This is a genomic window from Candidatus Endomicrobiellum cubanum (assembly GCF_031278955.1).
GTDB classification, from domain to species: domain Bacteria; phylum Elusimicrobiota; class Endomicrobiia; order Endomicrobiales; family Endomicrobiaceae; genus Endomicrobiellum; species Endomicrobiellum cubanum.
The window spans coordinates 1-17,213 of sequence record NZ_JAITJM010000036.1 but is presented as its reverse complement, the minus strand read 5'-3'; the positions used below and the strand labels follow the sequence as shown (position 1 = coordinate 17,213).

General features: G+C 28.6%; 17 protein-coding genes and 1 pseudogene. 4 read left to right on the top strand and 14 right to left on the bottom strand.

Annotated features, from left to right (window positions below):
- Window positions 1-125 precede the first annotated feature (125 nt).
- The 8 genes from hydF to LBD57_RS03270 form a co-directional block, all read right to left on the bottom strand.
- Complete coding sequence (gene hydF / locus LBD57_RS03305; RefSeq protein ID WP_373469917.1) at window positions 126-1,358, bottom strand: [FeFe] hydrogenase H-cluster maturation GTPase HydF; 1,233 nt, start codon at window positions 1,356-1,358, stop codon at window positions 126-128.
- 459 nt (window positions 1,359-1,817) lie between these two features.
- A complete protein-coding gene (gltA, locus tag LBD57_RS03300; RefSeq protein ID WP_373469916.1) occupies window positions 1,818-3,188 on the bottom strand; it encodes an NADPH-dependent glutamate synthase in 1,371 nt (456 codons plus the stop codon).
- On the bottom strand, window positions 3,173-4,018 hold the full coding sequence (locus LBD57_RS03295) for a sulfide/dihydroorotate dehydrogenase-like FAD/NAD-binding protein (protein WP_373469915.1): 846 nt from the start codon (window positions 4,016-4,018) through the stop codon (window positions 3,173-3,175). The genes gltA and LBD57_RS03295 overlap by 16 nt, the downstream gene beginning before the upstream one ends.
- Before the next feature lie 243 nt (window positions 4,019-4,261).
- Complete coding sequence (locus tag LBD57_RS03290) at window positions 4,262-5,602, bottom strand: MATE family efflux transporter (protein WP_373469914.1); 1,341 nt, start codon at window positions 5,600-5,602, stop codon at window positions 4,262-4,264.
- Window positions 5,603-5,901: 299 nt separating this feature from the next.
- Window positions 5,902-6,786 (bottom strand): site-specific tyrosine recombinase XerD, encoded by an 885-nt coding sequence (xerD, locus tag LBD57_RS03285; protein ID WP_373469913.1) that lies wholly within the window; start codon window positions 6,784-6,786, stop codon window positions 5,902-5,904.
- A gap of 32 nt (window positions 6,787-6,818) precedes the next feature.
- Window positions 6,819-8,486, bottom strand: coding sequence for a DNA repair protein RecN (recN, locus tag LBD57_RS03280; RefSeq protein ID WP_373469912.1), 1,668 nt, complete (start codon window positions 8,484-8,486; stop codon window positions 6,819-6,821).
- Window positions 8,486-9,307: an NAD(+)/NADH kinase gene (locus LBD57_RS03275; protein ID WP_373469911.1), complete on the bottom strand. Its 822-nt coding sequence runs from the start codon at window positions 9,305-9,307 to the stop codon at window positions 8,486-8,488. The genes recN and LBD57_RS03275 overlap by 1 nt, the downstream gene beginning before the upstream one ends.
- A gap of 59 nt (window positions 9,308-9,366) precedes the next feature.
- Complete coding sequence (locus tag LBD57_RS03270; protein ID WP_373469910.1) at window positions 9,367-10,764, bottom strand: ComEC/Rec2 family competence protein; 1,398 nt, start codon at window positions 10,762-10,764, stop codon at window positions 9,367-9,369.
- 148 nt (window positions 10,765-10,912) lie between these two features.
- Between LBD57_RS03270 and thiL the strand changes: the two genes are divergently transcribed.
- Genes thiL through tsaB form a run of 3 tightly spaced genes read left to right on the top strand, consistent with a single transcriptional unit; the run spans window position 10,913 to window position 12,973 of the window.
- Complete coding sequence (thiL, locus tag LBD57_RS03265) at window positions 10,913-11,902, top strand: thiamine-phosphate kinase (RefSeq protein ID WP_373469909.1); 990 nt, start codon at window positions 10,913-10,915, stop codon at window positions 11,900-11,902.
- Window positions 11,856-12,323, top strand: coding sequence for a tRNA (adenosine(37)-N6)-threonylcarbamoyltransferase complex ATPase subunit type 1 TsaE (gene tsaE / locus LBD57_RS03260; RefSeq protein WP_373469908.1), 468 nt, complete (start codon window positions 11,856-11,858; stop codon window positions 12,321-12,323). Before thiL ends, tsaE begins: the two co-directional genes overlap by 47 nt.
- Window positions 12,320-12,973 (top strand): tRNA (adenosine(37)-N6)-threonylcarbamoyltransferase complex dimerization subunit type 1 TsaB, encoded by a 654-nt coding sequence (gene tsaB / locus LBD57_RS03255; RefSeq protein WP_373469907.1) that lies wholly within the window; start codon window positions 12,320-12,322, stop codon window positions 12,971-12,973. The genes tsaE and tsaB overlap by 4 nt, the downstream gene beginning before the upstream one ends.
- On the opposite strand, the pseudogene LBD57_RS03250 reads toward tsaB, so the two are convergent.
- The 6 genes and pseudogenes from LBD57_RS03250 to LBD57_RS03225 all read right to left on the bottom strand — a co-directional run.
- Window positions 12,974-13,180, bottom strand: a pseudogene (locus LBD57_RS03250) (RsfS/YbeB/iojap family protein); the annotation flags it as partial.
- Between the two features lie 50 nt (window positions 13,181-13,230).
- The gene (locus tag LBD57_RS03245) at window positions 13,231-13,395 is read right to left on the bottom strand and encodes a hypothetical protein (RefSeq protein ID WP_373469906.1); all 165 of its coding nucleotides are present in this window, start codon (window positions 13,393-13,395) and stop codon (window positions 13,231-13,233) included.
- The gene (locus tag LBD57_RS03240) at window positions 13,382-14,455 is read right to left on the bottom strand and encodes a LytR C-terminal domain-containing protein (protein ID WP_373469905.1); all 1,074 of its coding nucleotides are present in this window, start codon (window positions 14,453-14,455) and stop codon (window positions 13,382-13,384) included. The genes LBD57_RS03245 and LBD57_RS03240 overlap by 14 nt, the downstream gene beginning before the upstream one ends.
- On the bottom strand, window positions 14,436-15,023 hold the full coding sequence (gene yqeK / locus LBD57_RS03235; protein ID WP_373469904.1) for a bis(5'-nucleosyl)-tetraphosphatase (symmetrical) YqeK: 588 nt from the start codon (window positions 15,021-15,023) through the stop codon (window positions 14,436-14,438). Before yqeK ends, LBD57_RS03240 begins: the two co-directional genes overlap by 20 nt.
- On the bottom strand, window positions 15,020-15,598 hold the full coding sequence (gene nadD / locus LBD57_RS03230; RefSeq protein ID WP_373469903.1) for a nicotinate (nicotinamide) nucleotide adenylyltransferase: 579 nt from the start codon (window positions 15,596-15,598) through the stop codon (window positions 15,020-15,022). The genes yqeK and nadD overlap by 4 nt, the downstream gene beginning before the upstream one ends.
- Window positions 15,591-16,331 carry a tetratricopeptide repeat protein gene (locus tag LBD57_RS03225; RefSeq protein WP_373469902.1) on the bottom strand — a complete coding sequence of 247 codons (741 nt, stop codon included), beginning with the start codon at window positions 16,329-16,331 and terminating at the stop codon, window positions 15,591-15,593. Before LBD57_RS03225 ends, nadD begins: the two co-directional genes overlap by 8 nt.
- A 337-nt stretch (window positions 16,332-16,668) precedes the next feature.
- Here LBD57_RS03225 and rpsT point away from each other — a divergent pair, with 337 nt between their 5' ends.
- Window positions 16,669-16,950, top strand: coding sequence for a 30S ribosomal protein S20 (gene rpsT, locus LBD57_RS03220; protein WP_373469901.1), 282 nt, complete (start codon window positions 16,669-16,671; stop codon window positions 16,948-16,950).
- The last annotated feature ends 263 nt before the right edge of the window (window positions 16,951-17,213 follow it).

Below are 17,213 nucleotides of genomic sequence, written 5' to 3'. Positions count from 1 at the left end.
ATACTTACTTCACTGGCTCCAAACAAGATATCAACATCGACGGCTTCTCTGTCATCGCTGGCCTTTCCAAAGATTCCTCCCTCTCCAACCATAACCTCACACTCGGCTTCTTCTTTGACTAGTAATTAATTACAGAAAGAGGATTTTTTATATGCTAGTAGAGCTTGTGGAAAAATTTCTAAAACTTTTTCTATAACACCTGCAAAAACTGATATTACTATACCATAATTTGTTATAGGAACTCCTGCTTGAACTGCTTTATTTAACCTTGCAAGCATACCTTTTCTATTTAATGTGCATGCTCCGCAATGTATTACTAAATTATATTGGGAAAGATTTTTTGGATAATTCTGACCTGAGACATATTCTACAGATAAATCTTTTTTTGTGTACTCACTAATCCATTTAGGAATTTTTATTCTACCTATATCATCTTTAGAAGCATGATGAGTACAAGCTTCCGCAATTAAAATTTTATCTCCGTTTTGCAAAGAATTAATTTTCGATGCCCCTTTTGCCATCTCAATAATATCAGACTTATCTGCAGCATAAATTATTGAAAAAGTTGTTAGTTTAATATTTTTTGGAGTTTTAGCTGCTATTGTTTTAATAGCTTGAGAATCTGTTATTACGAGTTTTGGAGGGATTTTTAAAGCTTTTAAAGTTGTCTCGTACTCTGTATCTTGAACTGTATAAGAAGCAGCATTTAAATCTAAAATATGTCTTAAAGTTTGTACTTGAGGCATTATTATTTTACCTCTAGGAGCACCTAAATCTATGGGCATAACTAAAATTACTGTATCGTTTTTTTTTACTATGTTTCTTAAAGCTAAGTAGTTCTCTATATAATTATCTGGCAAAATTTCTAAAAGTATTTTTTTTAAGTTGGTTAAAAAATTATCCCTCATAGTGTACATTTTTGAAAATTCCAAAACATGCTTTGAATATATTTCTAACTTTGGTAAAAACTTCTCATCTGGTTTTTGTAAATCTGCCTTACTGACAACAATAATAATAGGTGTCTTTCTTAATCTTGCTTCCCTGATAATATTTTCTTCAAAAGTGCCAAACATATTAAATTCGCACATTAGCAAAATAACATCACAGCTATCAAACGCTCTTTTAGTTTTTTCTACTCTAACTTCGCCCAAACTAGATTTATCATCAAGACCTGCTGTATCAAACAAAGTTATAGGCCCTAGAGGGTTAAGCTCCATTTGTTTAGAGACAACATCTGTAGTAGTCCCTTTTATATCAGAAACAATAGAAGTGTCTTGATTTGTTATAAAATTCATAAGAGAAGATTTGCCAACATTTGTCCGCCCAAATATTCCAATTTGAACAGTTAACGCTTTCATACTGCCTCCACTATAAATAAAGCTTACATAAAGTATTAGATTATTTTTCTATATTTTGGTCTGTCTGAAAACCATAATGCGTATAATTGCCATGAATTTTAGGCAATGCAGGCAAAACGCAGAGTTTTAACACAGCTATACCCAAAAAGATGTAGTAAGGTTATGTGGTTTGACAGAGCCCATTTTAATTAAGTAATCAGAAATAGCAATCATAGCCAAAAATCTTCTTAATAACTTCTTATGTTCGTCAGTTTCAGGTGATATAGTAAGTTTAGAATTGTTTAAGGTATAAAATGTTTGTTTATCAGAAAATATCCTTCTGAACTGCTATATTTTTATTAAATATGTAATCCCCACAGACCATTTATTATCTTTGGAGTTTTTAGATAACAAATCTACACCTTCAGACATATATTCCGTATTTGATAATGATAGATTATACAAAGAAAGTATTTGGCATTAATTATTAGTTAAATAACGCATTATACTTTTTGCCGCTTGTTTACCCATCCCCATTGCAGAAATAACTGTATCACCGACAACAATATCCCCTCCTGCAAAAACACCTGGGACGGATGTCATATAATTTTTATCTACTAATATGTGTCCTTTAGAATCTACTTCTAAATTGTCAGTAAGAGATGGCAAAATCGGATTTGGATTGAGACCTAAGGCTAAAATAACCATATCTGTTTCTATAATATAGTTTGAGTTTTCTACAATTTTTGGGATTCTCCTACCAGATTCATCAGGATCTCCAAGTTCCATCTTAACACATTCAACAGCTTTAACAAAACCATTTTTGTCACCAATAAATTTCACTGGATTTGTAAGTGTAGCAAATTCTATACCTTCTTCTTTAGCGTGTATACGCTCTTCTAACCTTGCTGGCATCTCATTTTCTGATCTTCTGTAGACAAGCTTTACACTTTCAGCGCCAAGTCTTAAAGCTGTTCTAGCAGAATCCATTGCTGTATTACCACCACCTACAATAACAACATTATTACCTCTATAAACAGGCGTGTCGTAATTAGGGAAATCATAAGAACGCATCAAATTAACTCTAACTAAAAATTCGTTTGAACAATATATATTATTTAGATTTTCTCCAGGAATGTTAGGAAATGTTGGAAGTCCTGCTCCAACAGCTACAAACACAGCCTTAAATCCCTCATCAAATAAGTCTTGTATTGTTTTTGTTCTACCTATAAGAGTATTTAGAACAAGCTTCATGCCAAGTTTTTTTAATTTATTTATTTCTACATCTAAAACTTTTTTAGGAAGTCTAAACTCTGGGATACCATACCTTAAAACACCGCCAGTATCATGAAGGGACTCAAAAACTGTAACATTATATCCCTGCTTTAACAAATCTCCTCCGCAAGTAAGCCCTGCCGGACCAGAACCAATAATAGCAATCTTTATACCATTTTTTTCTACATAGATATTTTCATCTTCACTATTTGCCGTAGCATCTGCAGCATAACGTTCTAAATTTCCTATAGAAACACACTCTCCTTTCATTCCTAAAATACAGTTTTTTTCACATTGATTTTCCTGAGGGCAAACTCTACCGCACACAGCAGGAAGACTGGTCTTTTGGTTTAAAATTTTTAGAGCATCTTTTGGCTTATCTTCTAAAAGACACTCTATAAAGCCTGGGATATAAATTTCTACTGGACACCCCTTTATACACATAGGGACCTTACACTGTAAACATCTTTTTGCTTCTAAAAGCATTTCCGTTTTACTATATCCTATGTTCACCTCTTTAAAATCTTTTTTTCTTATTTGAGAATCTCTTTGTGTCATTTTTATCTTTTGTGACATTTGCACTCCCTATTGAAAGAAAAATTATCAAGTGAGATTTTCTCAAGATTTTTATACAGTCCTAAACGTAAAGAAAGTTCTTCCCACGCTACAGAATGGGCATCAAACTCTGGCCCATCAACACACGCAAATTTTGTTTTACCGTCAATATTGACTCTACAAGCTCCGCACATTCCAGTACCATCAAGCATTATAGGATTTAACGAAACTATTGTTTCTATATTTTTCACTTTTGTAAGATCTGAAACAGCTTTCATCATAAGTACAGGCCCTATAGCATACACAACATCCACTTTTTCTTTAGCTACAACAACTTTCAATACATCTGTAACAAAACCTTTTATGCCACAAGTTCCATCATTTGTAGCAAATAAAAGTTCGTCACTTGTTTCCTTTAACTCGTTTTCAAGTATTATTAAATCTTTAGATCTTGCCCCAATTATCAAAATTATTCTATTACCTGCCTTTTTTAATTCCTTTATTACAGGCAAAACTTCAGCAGTGCCCACCCCACCAGCTACAGCTACCACCACACCATAATTTTTTATCTTGGTAGGGTGACCTAATGGTCCAACAAAATCTTCTATAAAATCACCCTCATTTAATAAAGAAAGTTGAGTAGTACTTTTTCCTACTACTTGAAAAATTATCCTAACACTACCTTTTTCAATATCAGTACCAGCTACTGTTAAAGGAACGCGCTCACCTTTATCATCAATCCTAAAAATTATAAATTGGCCTGGCTTAGCATTTCTGGCAATTTCTGGAGCATAAACTTCAATAGAATAAACTCTATTACCTATCTCTTCTTTTTTTAAAATTTTATACATTCTAGTCTCCACTAACTATATATTTCTCTTTTTTATAAATATGGCTTTATTTGTTTTAAACACCTACGTACTGGATACCTTTTTCGCATTGAAAATTTTTAATATAATACATGGACCAAAATGATATTCTTTGTATATACAAACAGCTTAGGAGAGATTGCTCGTATCATATTAATAAAATCTGTTCTAGGAGTTATTAAAAATAATATCAATTTTTATTTTCAAAATTTATTATAGAAATTATCACTTATAAATTTTAAGAGTCTCTCTAAAAACCTTAATGGAATATTTTAAAACTTTCCTTGTTTTTAAAAACAATATCCAAATTGAAACACACACCATAGAAATAATAAGTCCTAAAACTATACCGTTTACTCCATATTTTTTAGATAAGAAATACTGAAGTAATATATTTACAATAATTTGAAAAGGCATATATACCCAAAAAATTCTTAATACGTTTATACTTTGCAAAAACATTGCAAAAGTATCTTGCCAAGCTTTAAGTATAATATATATACCAAGCATTAACATAAACCAAAAAGTTGGAAAAATATTTTGCTCTGGAACCAATATTTTTACTATAATTTTATGAAAAAGTATCACAAGTATTGTACCTAAAATCATAAACAAACTAGCATAAGTTAAATGTTTTTTTATCGCAGTTTTAAGTTCTTCAAATTTCTGACCAACATACATTTCTGCGCTAACTGGCCAAAAAGCTGCCAAAAATGATACGTATGAATATGAAAAAAACATAAACACTCGCATAAAAATGTTGTATTCAACTATCTCTTTTGGACTTAAAGTTTGAGACATTACCAAATAATCTGTCTGCAAATATGTTAAAGAAGCTATTATAATCCCATGAAATTTTACTGCTCTTACTATTAAAGCCTTTAAAATACTTAAATTAAACTCTAATAATTTCGGAAAATACTTCTTAAACTCTTTTATAAATGGAACTAAAACAATAAATAATTGTGGTAAACTAAACACTAGCAAAGCGCATAAAATGCTGCCTTGTTTTTGAGAATTTCTATTGATAATGATCATAACTAGCATGGAAACAACAATAGATATTGCAGGTATTAAATTTGCTATATATCCCTTATGTAATGCATAATACATGTTAAAAACTTTAGTTAAAAAACAAGAAGATACAATAGAAATAATACCTATAACTAGTACAATGTTTATACTTTGTATATCAGTAATATATAAAAAGTTTTTAAAAACAATATTTTGTACAAAAGAAGACACAAAAATTGCGAGTAGCAAAACAATTACAAACAAAATAGCTACTAATTGTAAAGCTGCAATAATGTACTTATCATAATTTTCTTTTTTTGCTCGTGCCTCGGAAATAAAATTTTGTAAGGATGCACCAATACCAAACTCAGATAAATTAAACCATACAGTTAAAGAAAAAGCTATCACATAAACAGCGTACTTATCTTCACCAAGGTAATCTAACAAAACTCTTATGCTTACAACCTGTACCAAAACAATAATAACTTTACTTATCCAAGCACTTACAGCTACCATTAAATGATTAGATATACTTACAAATTTTCTTTTCATTGCCACCTACAACCAAAAAGTAAATTTATTTAAATTTAGTTATTATACAAAATTATATACCCACACCTATATAAATAAATTTACTTTTTTTGTAATTCTATTACCTGACTTGACCTTTTGGGGTTCCCCCATTCCTCCTTTTTTATGACTGCTTTTCCCTTTTTTTCGTTAAAGCGGTCAAGTCAGGTAATGATATAATGAATTATTTTGATGGTTGTCCTGCTCCGCTCAACTCACAAAATAAAAAAGATCCCTTACTAAAAAGGGAACCTTTCTTTTTCCTTTACAATCTTTTAGCTCTATCCTCTAGGATGATACAGTTTATGTTGTTCTATTATTTTTCCTTTATCCAGATGAGTGTAAATTTGTGTCGTAGAAATTGAAGAATGCCCTAGCATTTCCTGCACAAATCTGATATCTGCCCCTCTTGAAAGTAAATGTGTTGCAAAAGAATGCCTCAGGGTATGAGGGGTAATGTTTTTAGTTATGCCTATATTTCTTGCTATATTTTTTAATTGACGCCAGAATTCTACTCTAGAAATTTTTTTACCTAATCTAGAAATAAAAATGGTGTCACTAACACTCAAAAGCGGTCGTCTTTTAGCAAGATAAATATCTATAAAATTTTTAGCTTTTTGACCAAAGGGAATAATTCTTTCTTTAGAACCTTTACCTAAAACTCTTATGAAACAATCCTGCAAATTAATATCACAAAATCTAAGGTTTATTAATTCGGAAACTCTAAGTCCTGTTGCATATAATAATTCTAGCATTGCCTTATTACGAATATTCATTTCATTTTCGTTATCTATAGAATTTAATAAATTTGTAACTTCATCAAAACTAAGCATTTGTGGTAACTCTTGAGGTATTTTTGGAACAGTTAAATAAATAGTTGGATTATTTTTAGATAATTCTTCAAGAGTTAAGAATTTATAAAATTGCCTTAAAGATTCTATAAGTCTGTATACTGATTTTGGTTTTAAACCGGTTGACTTTAATTCCCACAAAAAATTTGTTATATCATGATGCTGCAAATTTTCAACTAACAGATTATTTTTTTGAACAAAATTAATAAACTTTAAAATATCAGCCTTATATGCTAAAGCTGTATTTTTTGCAAGGCCTTTCTCAATAGTTATATAAGAAATAAAATCTTTTAGAACTTTATTACAATTTCCCATAAATACACCTCTAGAGTTTCTTTAAAAACTCTTTATTGTGATCGTCTAGATAATGATATTAAGTCTTTAGCGTGTTTCAAAGCAGAATCAGTTACATTCTTACCAGATATCATCTTTGCAATTTCTTCAATATGTTCTTCATTATTTAACACTATGGCTTTTGTGTAAGTTCTAGATTTTTCTATCTCTTTATAAATTTTTATATGAGTCTTTGCAAACGCAGAAACTTGTGCTAAATGTGTTATAGCAAAAACCTGTTTTTTTGAAGAAAGTTCAAACAACTTTTCCCCTATTTTATGTCCTACCCTGCCACTGGTCCCTGTGTCAATTTCGTCAAAAACTGTTGTTTGATCGCTTTTTATTTGAGCTGCTAAATCTATAGCAAGTAGTACTCGTGACAGTTCTCCACCTGAAGCTGTATTTTTTAAAGGAAGGATTTTTTCTCCTTTATTTGCACAAAACATAAATTCTATCTCATCAAAACCATTTTCAGATGGTTCCTTTTTATCAAACTTTATATCAAAAATAGCATTTTTTATTTCTAGTTCGAGTAACTTTTCTTGAACTAACTTTTTAAAATCTAAAGCAACTTTTTTTCTCTTTTCGCTTATAATTTCACAGATCTTTATTAAGCTATCTTTTTCCTTTAAAAGCTCTTCTTTTACTTTAGAAGAATTTTCTTGATAGTCATTTAAAGAATTAAGTTCTTCTTCTATTTTATTTTTATATTCTACTATGGCCTCTATTGTACTCCCATATTTTTTCTTAAGTTTTTTGATAACTTCTAATCTTTCCATAGACCTATCTAAAGCTTCTGGTTCCAATTTAGTTTTTGATAAAATCAGTTCTATCTCTCTGTAAACTTCTTCTGATTGGTAATAAGCTTGCTCTATCAAAGATAATGCTTCTGAAGCATCTACTCCATAAGAATTTATTGCTTCTATATTTTTTTTTATTTTTAAAATACTGCTTAAAGTTGCATTTTCACAAGAATACAAAATAGAAACTACTTCTTTAGATAAGTCAACTATTTTCTCTGCATTTTTTAGTTTTGGTAAGCCTTCTTCAAGCTCTTTATCTTCACCAATTCTAAGTTTTGCTTCTTGAATTTCTCTAATCTGGAACGAATATAAATCAATCTTTCTTAATCTATCTATTTCAGACATATTCAGAGTTTCAAGATGTGCTTCTAGTCTTCTAACTTTTGATTGCAAAATAGAACATTTAGTGATCAAAAATTTAATCTGATCCACTCTACTGTCTAAAATTTCTAATTGAAACTCTAAATTTAAAAGAGAATGCCTTTCTTCTTGACTGTGAAAATCAATTAAAAGCTGCCCAAGACCAGAAAGCACAGATAAACTGACCTGAGTATCATTTATAAAAGCTTTGCTTTTACCTGAAAGTTCTATAGTTCTACGTATTAAAATCATATTGTCCTCTAAAGGAATAGAAAAACGATTTAAAAATTCTGTAATTTTAGGGTTATTATATTCGAAAGTTGCTATTATTATGCATTCTTTACACCCTGAACGTATTAAAGATAAGTCGGCCCTTTTACCTGTAATAAGCTCCATAGACTTAATCAAAATAGATTTACCAGAACCAGTTTCGCCAGTAATAACTGTAAACCCTTTTGAAAAAGTAATATTCAAATCTTCAATTAAAGCATAATTTTTTATAGATAAAGATGTAAGCACTATACACTCCAATGTAGCTTAGTCTTTAATGTTTCAAAATACGATTTACTACAATTTTTTATAAGTTTAAGAGGCTTTTTGTATAAAGAAAATTTCACTTTAGTAGCATTATCAACAGTAAAGTTTTCTTGTCCGTCAATAGAAACAATAACTTTACCACGATTATATTTATTTTTTGCTGTACAGAAGATACTGTTTTTGTCAGACAAAAGCATTGATCTTTGAGTTAATGTATGAGACGAAATAGGCGTAAGAATAAAGACAGGAAGATTTGGATAAACAATTGGACCGAAAGCCGCTAAAGAATAAGCAGTAGAACCAGTAGGAGTAGAAACTATCATACCATCACATTTATATTCTGCAGTAAAATTCTTATCTATTTCCAAGTCTAAAGAAATAAGCTTGCCTCCATATAAAGACCTAACAACACAGTCATTAGCTGCAACTTTTTTAATTTTTTTATTTTTATATTTAAATTCAACCGACAGCAAAACTCTTTTTTCTACTTTTATTCCAACTTTAAAAATATTATTTAGAAGGTCATAGATTTCATTTGTATCCGTATCTGTTAAAAATCCTAAAGAGCCTAAATTAATTCCTTTTATGGGTACCGCCAAAGGAGAAAAAATCCTTATAACTTTAAGCATAGTACCATCTCCACCTAAAGATAAAACAAAGTCTAGCTTTTTAGGTTGTATAGATATGGACTCACTTACAAAAACTTTACAGCCATTCTGCTTAAGCCAAGACGAAATTTCAAATGCAAGTTTTTTTGCATTTGATTTAGATTTATTATAAATAATTCCAATGTGATATTTCATATATTTATTATACATAAAAATAAAATATTTTTATTCATCAGACTCTCTAAAACTTTTCTTTAAATAAGTAATAAATTTAAACCTAAAATTACACCGGAAAATATAATTCTTTTTTCTTTTTTAAAATTAAAAATAAAAAATATAAATATATAAAACAATAAGAGCTCTAAAACAGCAGGTTTGTTTACTACAATTGACGAAAAATTAAAATTGCCAAAAAAAGTTGTAACACATACAATAAAATTTATAAAGAGATTTAAAATATAAGCTATGATCATAGCCAATCCTTTAAATAAAAAAGTTGATATATAAAACACAATTGCACAACCCAAAACAATTCCTGTGAGTGGAACAACTATTATGTTTGTAAAAAAAGATACCGCCGATACCTTAGAAAAATAAAACATAAGTATAGGCGTTAATGCAAGCTGAGCAGAAGTTGTAACAGAGGCTACACCGCAAAAAAAGTTTAAAATTGAATTTTTAACGTTTTTGAATAATCCAAAAATTTTGCTGTACAAAAAAACTATCCCGAGCGTTGCTAAATATGACATTTGAAAAGAAGCTAAAAAAAGATCCTGGGGTTTAAATATCAATATAATTAATGCTGATAAAGCTATTGAATTATATATTAATGGTTCTCTATCTAAAGCAAGAGATACAAATATACAAGCAAGCATTATCGCAGATCTCATTGCAGGGGCATTAGCTCCTGTAGAAACAGCGTAAAAAAATATAAAAGGTATGCTTATTAAAGAAGCTTTATTTAAAGGAATACAAAATAATCTCAAAATAAAAAGAATTATTACACTAACAAAACCAACGTGAAGCCCACTTACTACTAAAATATGAATTACTCCAGAATCAGAAAATGAACTTTTTATTTTTTGATCAAGGGAAGTTTTATCTCCAATAACTAAAGATTTTAAAATAGCAGAATTCGGATACAAAAAATAATTATCTATTTTATTTACTACATCGTTTTTAAGATTAATGGCAATTTTTTTAATAATATTTGGTTGAGATTTTATATATTCAAAAGAATAGATTTTTAAAACAAAAAATATTTCATTTCTTTCTAAATATTTTTGATAATCAAATGCATTAATATCTTTAGCACTTGCTGGTCTATATAATTTACCTTCAACACTTATTATATCGCCATACTTGATTAAGTATCCTATTGGTGCATTAGCAAGCACGCTTTCTTCAATTTTAGTGTCGTTAATAGAGATAGTTTTTAATACAAACTTTTTTATTTTTCTTGTAACATATGGTTCTGATATAACTTTCCCTTCTACCAAAACGTTTCTATTACCTTTAAATAACTTAAAAATATTACTTCTATTTTGTACTGAAAAATATCCAAGATAGTTTAAAATTATAATCACTGAAGAATATACAACAAAAATTGTGATGACAGGTCTTCTAAACATAAATTTTAAAAGATATTTCATAAGTAGCTTTTATTATATCAAATTTGTATAATTCTACGAATTCTCTGAAAACCATAATGCGTATAATTGTCGTGAATTTTGGCAATGCATGAACACAGCTGTACCCAAAGTAAGATGTGTGTTAAGGTTTTATGGAGACTCTAGAATAATGAAAATAAAAACTGTTTCTTCGCTTGGTGAATTTGGACTTATAGGTTTAATTAAAAAAGCTTTCACAAGTACAATAAAAGACAAAAACATTATTGTTGACATTGGTGATGATTGTTTTTGTTTTAAATCTGGTCAAAATTATATTTATATAACCAAAGATATGCTAATAGAAGATGTCCACTTCAAAGCGAACTGGATAAGTCCTTACGAACTAGGACAAAAAGCAATAGAAGTAAATATAAGTGACCTGGCAGCTATGGGAAACGTTTCTCCAAAATATGTTTTTATTGGTTTAGGCATACCTTCTTGCACATCTGAAAATTTTATTAAAAATTTAATAAAAGGTATAAAAAAAACTTGCAATAAATATGAAATCCTCCTTTCAGGTGGAGATACAGTAAAAGCAAACAAAATTATAATATCTGTTACAGCTATAGGAATAGGCAAAGATATACCTGTAAAAAGAACTGGAGCAAAAATTGGAGACCTAATAGGAGTGACAAACACATTCGGCGATTCTGGTGCTGGAGTCTATTTACTTTATAAATATGGAATAAGTTACAACTACAGTAAAGCTGAACTTGCTTTAATAAATGCACATAACAAACCTACAGCAAAACTCAATGAAGCTAATAAAATACATAAATATTTGACATCACTGACTGATGCTTCCGATGGACTATTTATTTCACTAGATCTTATTACTAAAAATTGTTTCAAAAGTGCCAATATAAATATAGAAAAAATACCTATGTCAAAAAACTTAAAGACTGTTTTTAACAATGAAAAGCAGCTTATAGATTTTGCTTTATTTGGTGCAGAGGATTATCAACTCGTATTTACTGTACCAAAGTCAAAATCAAAAATTGTAAAGAATTTAGTTCCCAATATTACATATATAGGTAAAATTACTTCTGGCACAAAGGTAAAATATTTTTATAATGGCAAAGAACAAAAAATCAAATACTGTGGCTATAAACACTTTTAAAAATAAAGCTTTTATAACTAAAACTCCACAAGAAACAAGGAACTTAGCAAGGAACTTTGCTTCTGTATTAAAAGGTGGAGATATAGTTTTTTTAAATGGAAACTTAGGCAGCGGCAAAACAACTTTTACTCAGGGTATAACTAAATTCTTTGGGAACAGGGGATTTGCTAGGAGTTCTAGTTTTATGCTAGTAAATGAATACCCAGCTTTTAACAATTTAAAACTTTTCCACCTAGATTTATATAGATTAAAAAATTCTACTATTTTTGATATTGGTATAGAAGACTATCTTTACAGTGGAAATATCTCTTTAATAGAGTGGCCTCAAAGACTTATTGATGGGCAAAATGAAAGTCATTGGAATATCGAAATTGAAAGTTTAGTAAATAAAAGAAAAATTAAAATAGAGAAGAAGAAATGAAAATTTTAAGTATAGAAACATCTGGAAAAACATTCAGCACAGCATTAAACGAAAATGATAAGACTATAGCATCATCTTATTATGAATATGGTCATATACATTCAGAAATTATTATTACCGCTATAGAAAGACTACTGAAAGATACAAATAATTCTTTTGAAAATATAGATAAATTTGCTTTATCTGTAGGGCCAGGAAGCTTTACTGGCATAAGAGTGGCAATGACTGCTATTAAAACATTTGCTCAAGTATTAAACAAGCAAGTAGTAGCAATTGATACATTGTCTATATTAGAAGCGTCTTTACCAAAAATTAAGGGAATAAAAGTAATTTCAACTATTGATGCCTTAAGGAACGAAGTTTACATTAAAAAGGGCAAAAAAATTATTATAAAAAATATAGATTCGTTTATTAGAAGTTTAAAAACATATAAAAACAAAGTTATTATAATAGGAAATGCTGCTATAGTTTATAAAGAAGAGTTATCAAAGGGATTAGGAAGTTTGAGTGTATCTTTGCCAGAAATAATGCATATGCCAAAAGCAAGCGTATTAGCAAATTTAGCTTATAAATCTAAAAATAATCTAAGTTATAATAAAGTTCAACCTCTCTACATTCGCAAATCTTGGGCAGAAGAATCAAAAAAATAATTAATTTTTCTTTGATTTGTTTTTCAATCCAATAACTTTCTTTATTGACTTTTTAACAATTTTCTCATCTTTCGTTTTTTCAGATTTTACAATATGTGCTTTGTCCCATAACTTCTCAAAAGTATAGGCATTTCTTGTTTCCTGAGCCATTACGTGCACAATAATACCACCAAAATCTACAACTCTCCAAGATCTGCTAGAAACACCTTCTCTCCTTAGCGGTTAAATTATTTACTTTAAAGTGTTTTTCAATTTCGTCACATATCGCATTTATTTAAGGTGTAGACTCTGCAGTAGTTATAACAAAATAATTTGCTATAGTTGTTTTTTTGCACGCCTAACACAACTGTATCAATAGCCTTTTTACTTTCTGCTATTTGGGCTGCTTGTAAAGCAAGTTTATTAAAATTAATTTTTGACATCTTGTCCTCCAGTTTTATCAAAATTATCGTATATATCACAGTCCTGTCCAACAAAAATACTTATATCATAATATACTTTGTTATTGTATGAAACTAAAATTTTACCTGTTTTTAATATCTTACAGATATCTAAACACTTTTTAAAATTACCTTTAAAATCTTTTATTAAAGTTTCTTTATAAAGAATATTAAAATTACTCCAATCTAAAACATCAAATTTATTTTCTCTTAATAACCATGTAACTTTTTGAGCCATGCGAGGTCTTCCTGAAGCATTCTCAACATCAATAAAACAATTTTTATTATTATAGTTAGAATCATTATTGCTGTAATAGATTTTATTTAAAAATCCCTTTATATTTTGCATATCTGGGTCAACTCTTACTTTGGTATACTTAACTGGAAGTTCACAAAACATAATCAATGGTTTTTTTATTGTAAATTTTGTAACTAAAGATAAGAAAGAGATCTTTGAAATATTTGTATTTATTAAACTGTATCTTTTAAGAATACTAATTGTTTTAAATGGCATAAGTTTTAATATACATTCTAAAATATTTAAATTATTTAATGATTTTAAATCTTTATTTAAAAAATTGTCTTTTAAAATCATATAATGCAAGTCCTTATCAGTCATCATCAAAAGAAATGATTCAAAACTCATATTAAGATAGAAATCACTTATCCTATAATCTTTGAGAATTTTATTTAAATTTATATAAAAGTTTTCTATAGAAAAATCTAAATTCTTATCTAAATCTTCATAAAATAGAGTTTTTAAACTCTTTGCTTTTTTATGTTTACTCAATAAAACCATATCTGTATTTATTGACAAAATTTTTAAACAATTAGTATTTTTACTGTAAATTATCTGATAACAATCCAATTTGTTATTTAAAACATTCCCCTGACTATATAACAATACAGAGCAACTGATGTCATCATTATCATTAATTTTTTTTATTATGAAAGAAGTTTTATAAAAAATATAAGAAGTAAGTATACATATTAAAAGTAATATTGATATAACAATTATTTTTTTACTTGTCTTTACAAACATAAAAATTCCAGGTATCAATAGCTTTGGGACATATCCAATTATCATTGTAAATAAGATGCCTTATTTTTTCTTTTAGCACTTTTATAAAAGCTTTATCTAGGTTTTCTTTAGCCAAACTGCGAATAGTTTTGGCGTCTTTATATTTACTACCTCTATCTTTAGAACAATAATCAGCAATAAAAATTATCTTTTCTAGTTTAGTCATATTAGTTCTACCTAAAGTATGGTTTTTTATCGCATTTAAAATATCTTTGTCTTTTATGTTAAACTCTTTTTGTGCAATAATTTCTCCAGCAAAAGAATGTAATAAATGCGGAGAAAATTTATATATATTTAAAAAAAATCTTGCATTTTTTTGTTTTTTTAAAAGACTTATAAATTTTTTCACATCTACGTTTTTTGCACAATCATGTAAAAGTCCAGCAATTTGAGCACTCATAACTTTTGCATTATGTTTTAAAGCAAGTTCTATAGCAAGCATTGCAACATTATAAGAATGCTCAAAACGAGCAGGACTTAAATGTCTGCATAAATAATCAAATATTTGCTTTTCTAAATTTTTACTCATCTATATAATCCATTTTCTGTTATATAATTATAAACATCTTTGCATAACATTTTTGATGCTTTAGCTTTATCGTTTTTTAAATAATATCTAACCAATGTGGAAGAAAAATCCACTATTTCTTTATCTACAAAAATACATCTGTCCAAATACTTTGTGGCTGCATCTATACAAATACCTGACCTTTTAACAACTATAAACTTGTACTTACTCGTTAAATAATCTATATTCTCCCATGTATGCAACTCAATTAAAGAATCTGAACCTATAACCATAAATATTTCGCTTAGTGGGTAAGTTCTTTGAAAATAATCCAATGTTTGGTATGAATATACTACACTTTGCTTTTCTTCTTCATACAAACTGATTTCAATATGTTCTAAATTTTTAGTAGCTAATCTTAACATTTCTATTCTATCTTTAACACCTGCATATTGTTTATTTTTATGAGGAGGAGCATATGCTACAACAAAAATTAACTTCTTTAAATTAAAAGTTTCTAGCACAAGTTTAGATATTTGTATATGAGCTTTATGTACTGGGTCAAAAGATCCACCAAATATAGCAATTTTATTCATTTACACTTCCTATATCATTTGCGCGTATCCAACCAGCAAAACTTTTTCCACTTGATTTGAATTTTATATTAACCCAATCACCACTTCGAAATATTATGTTAACTAATTTACCCTCAGGAACAGTAGATATCTCAGGATTATTCTCTCCAGGACCACTTCTTACGTTAACAGAGTACAAAACAACTGCTTCTTTTAGCATAAATTCTTGACAACCTTTAAGACTCAAAGCAAAAGCACAAAGAAACAAAAACAATGTAAGAACTACAATAAGATGTTTAAAAATTGGGAGTTTTTTTATAATAAATAAAGATACTATACAAAGAAAAAAAATTAACAATACAGAAGTAACTATAGTAATTTCATTTAAAGTAAAATGTTTTAAAAAAATATCCTTTATAGTTCGTTCTTGATTATGTCCTATCACGCTATAAAGAAACTGCATATTATTTTTTATTTCTTTATCTCTAGGAGCAAGCCGTAATGCTCTTTCGATATTTAATATTGCTTTGCCAACGTCCCCATTCCTATAATAAGCATTAGAAAGGTTATAATAAATATAAGGATCTTCTATTTTTTCTACCTTTATTAGACTTTCATATATTTCAATGCTTTTAGAAAATTTTCCTTCTTTAAAATTCCTTTCAGCATTATCTATCTGAGCGCGATAAGTATTAACTGCAAAACAAAAACCAGCATAAGCAAAAATAAAAACACCTAAAATAAATTTTTTCATAATATTTGCCCTTTATATTTACTTTAAAATATAAAAATCAAGATGAAAATCCTAAAGCGTATAATTACAGTGAATCTTTTGCCAAAGCAGGGTATAACGTATGGTTTATCGTGTGATAAACACAAGTTTTTTAAAACACTGTGAGTAACACAAGAGCACTTACGCATTACTGCAAAAAAGACAGAGTAAGGATATGCATTAATGGGTTCAGAAAGATCCAAGATATATTTCAATTAGTACCGTCGTTGTTTATAATACACAAATTTGACTATATTGTAAAATTTTATGTATAATCATTAATATTGTTTTTGTAAAAGTTTCGGAGGAATAAAGTAAAATGGCAAAACTCAAAACCGGCAGACATACTTCTGCTCTCAAAGAAGTTAGAAAAAGTATAAAAAGAACTCAAAGAAATACAAGCATTAAAAGCAAAATTAAAACTTCAATAAAGAGAGTTGAAGAAGCTGTAAGAAATAATGATGTAAAAGTTGCATTAGAGCAATTAGCTATTGCTTTTTCAGAATGTGACAAGGCAGCAAAAAAGAATGTTGTACATTTTAAAGCAGCTTCAAACCAAAAAGCAAGGCTTTCAAAAATAGTGGCCAAAATAAATAAATAACCTTTATTTGCATTTTTGTTGCATATAAGCATTTCTACCCTGACTTGACCTTTTGGGATCCACCAAAAGAAAAAATAATAATATAAATCTATTTAATACATATTTACTGTATATTATGTAAATTAATATTCTCTTCTTCTTTTTTTAGAAAGAATGGGAGCAGAGTCAGGGGATAGTGTGCGAATTGGCGAATTCGAATTTATATTTTCACAGCAAACTTTTTGACTTGAGTTTTTGCGGAATCAGATTTTATAGTTATAAAA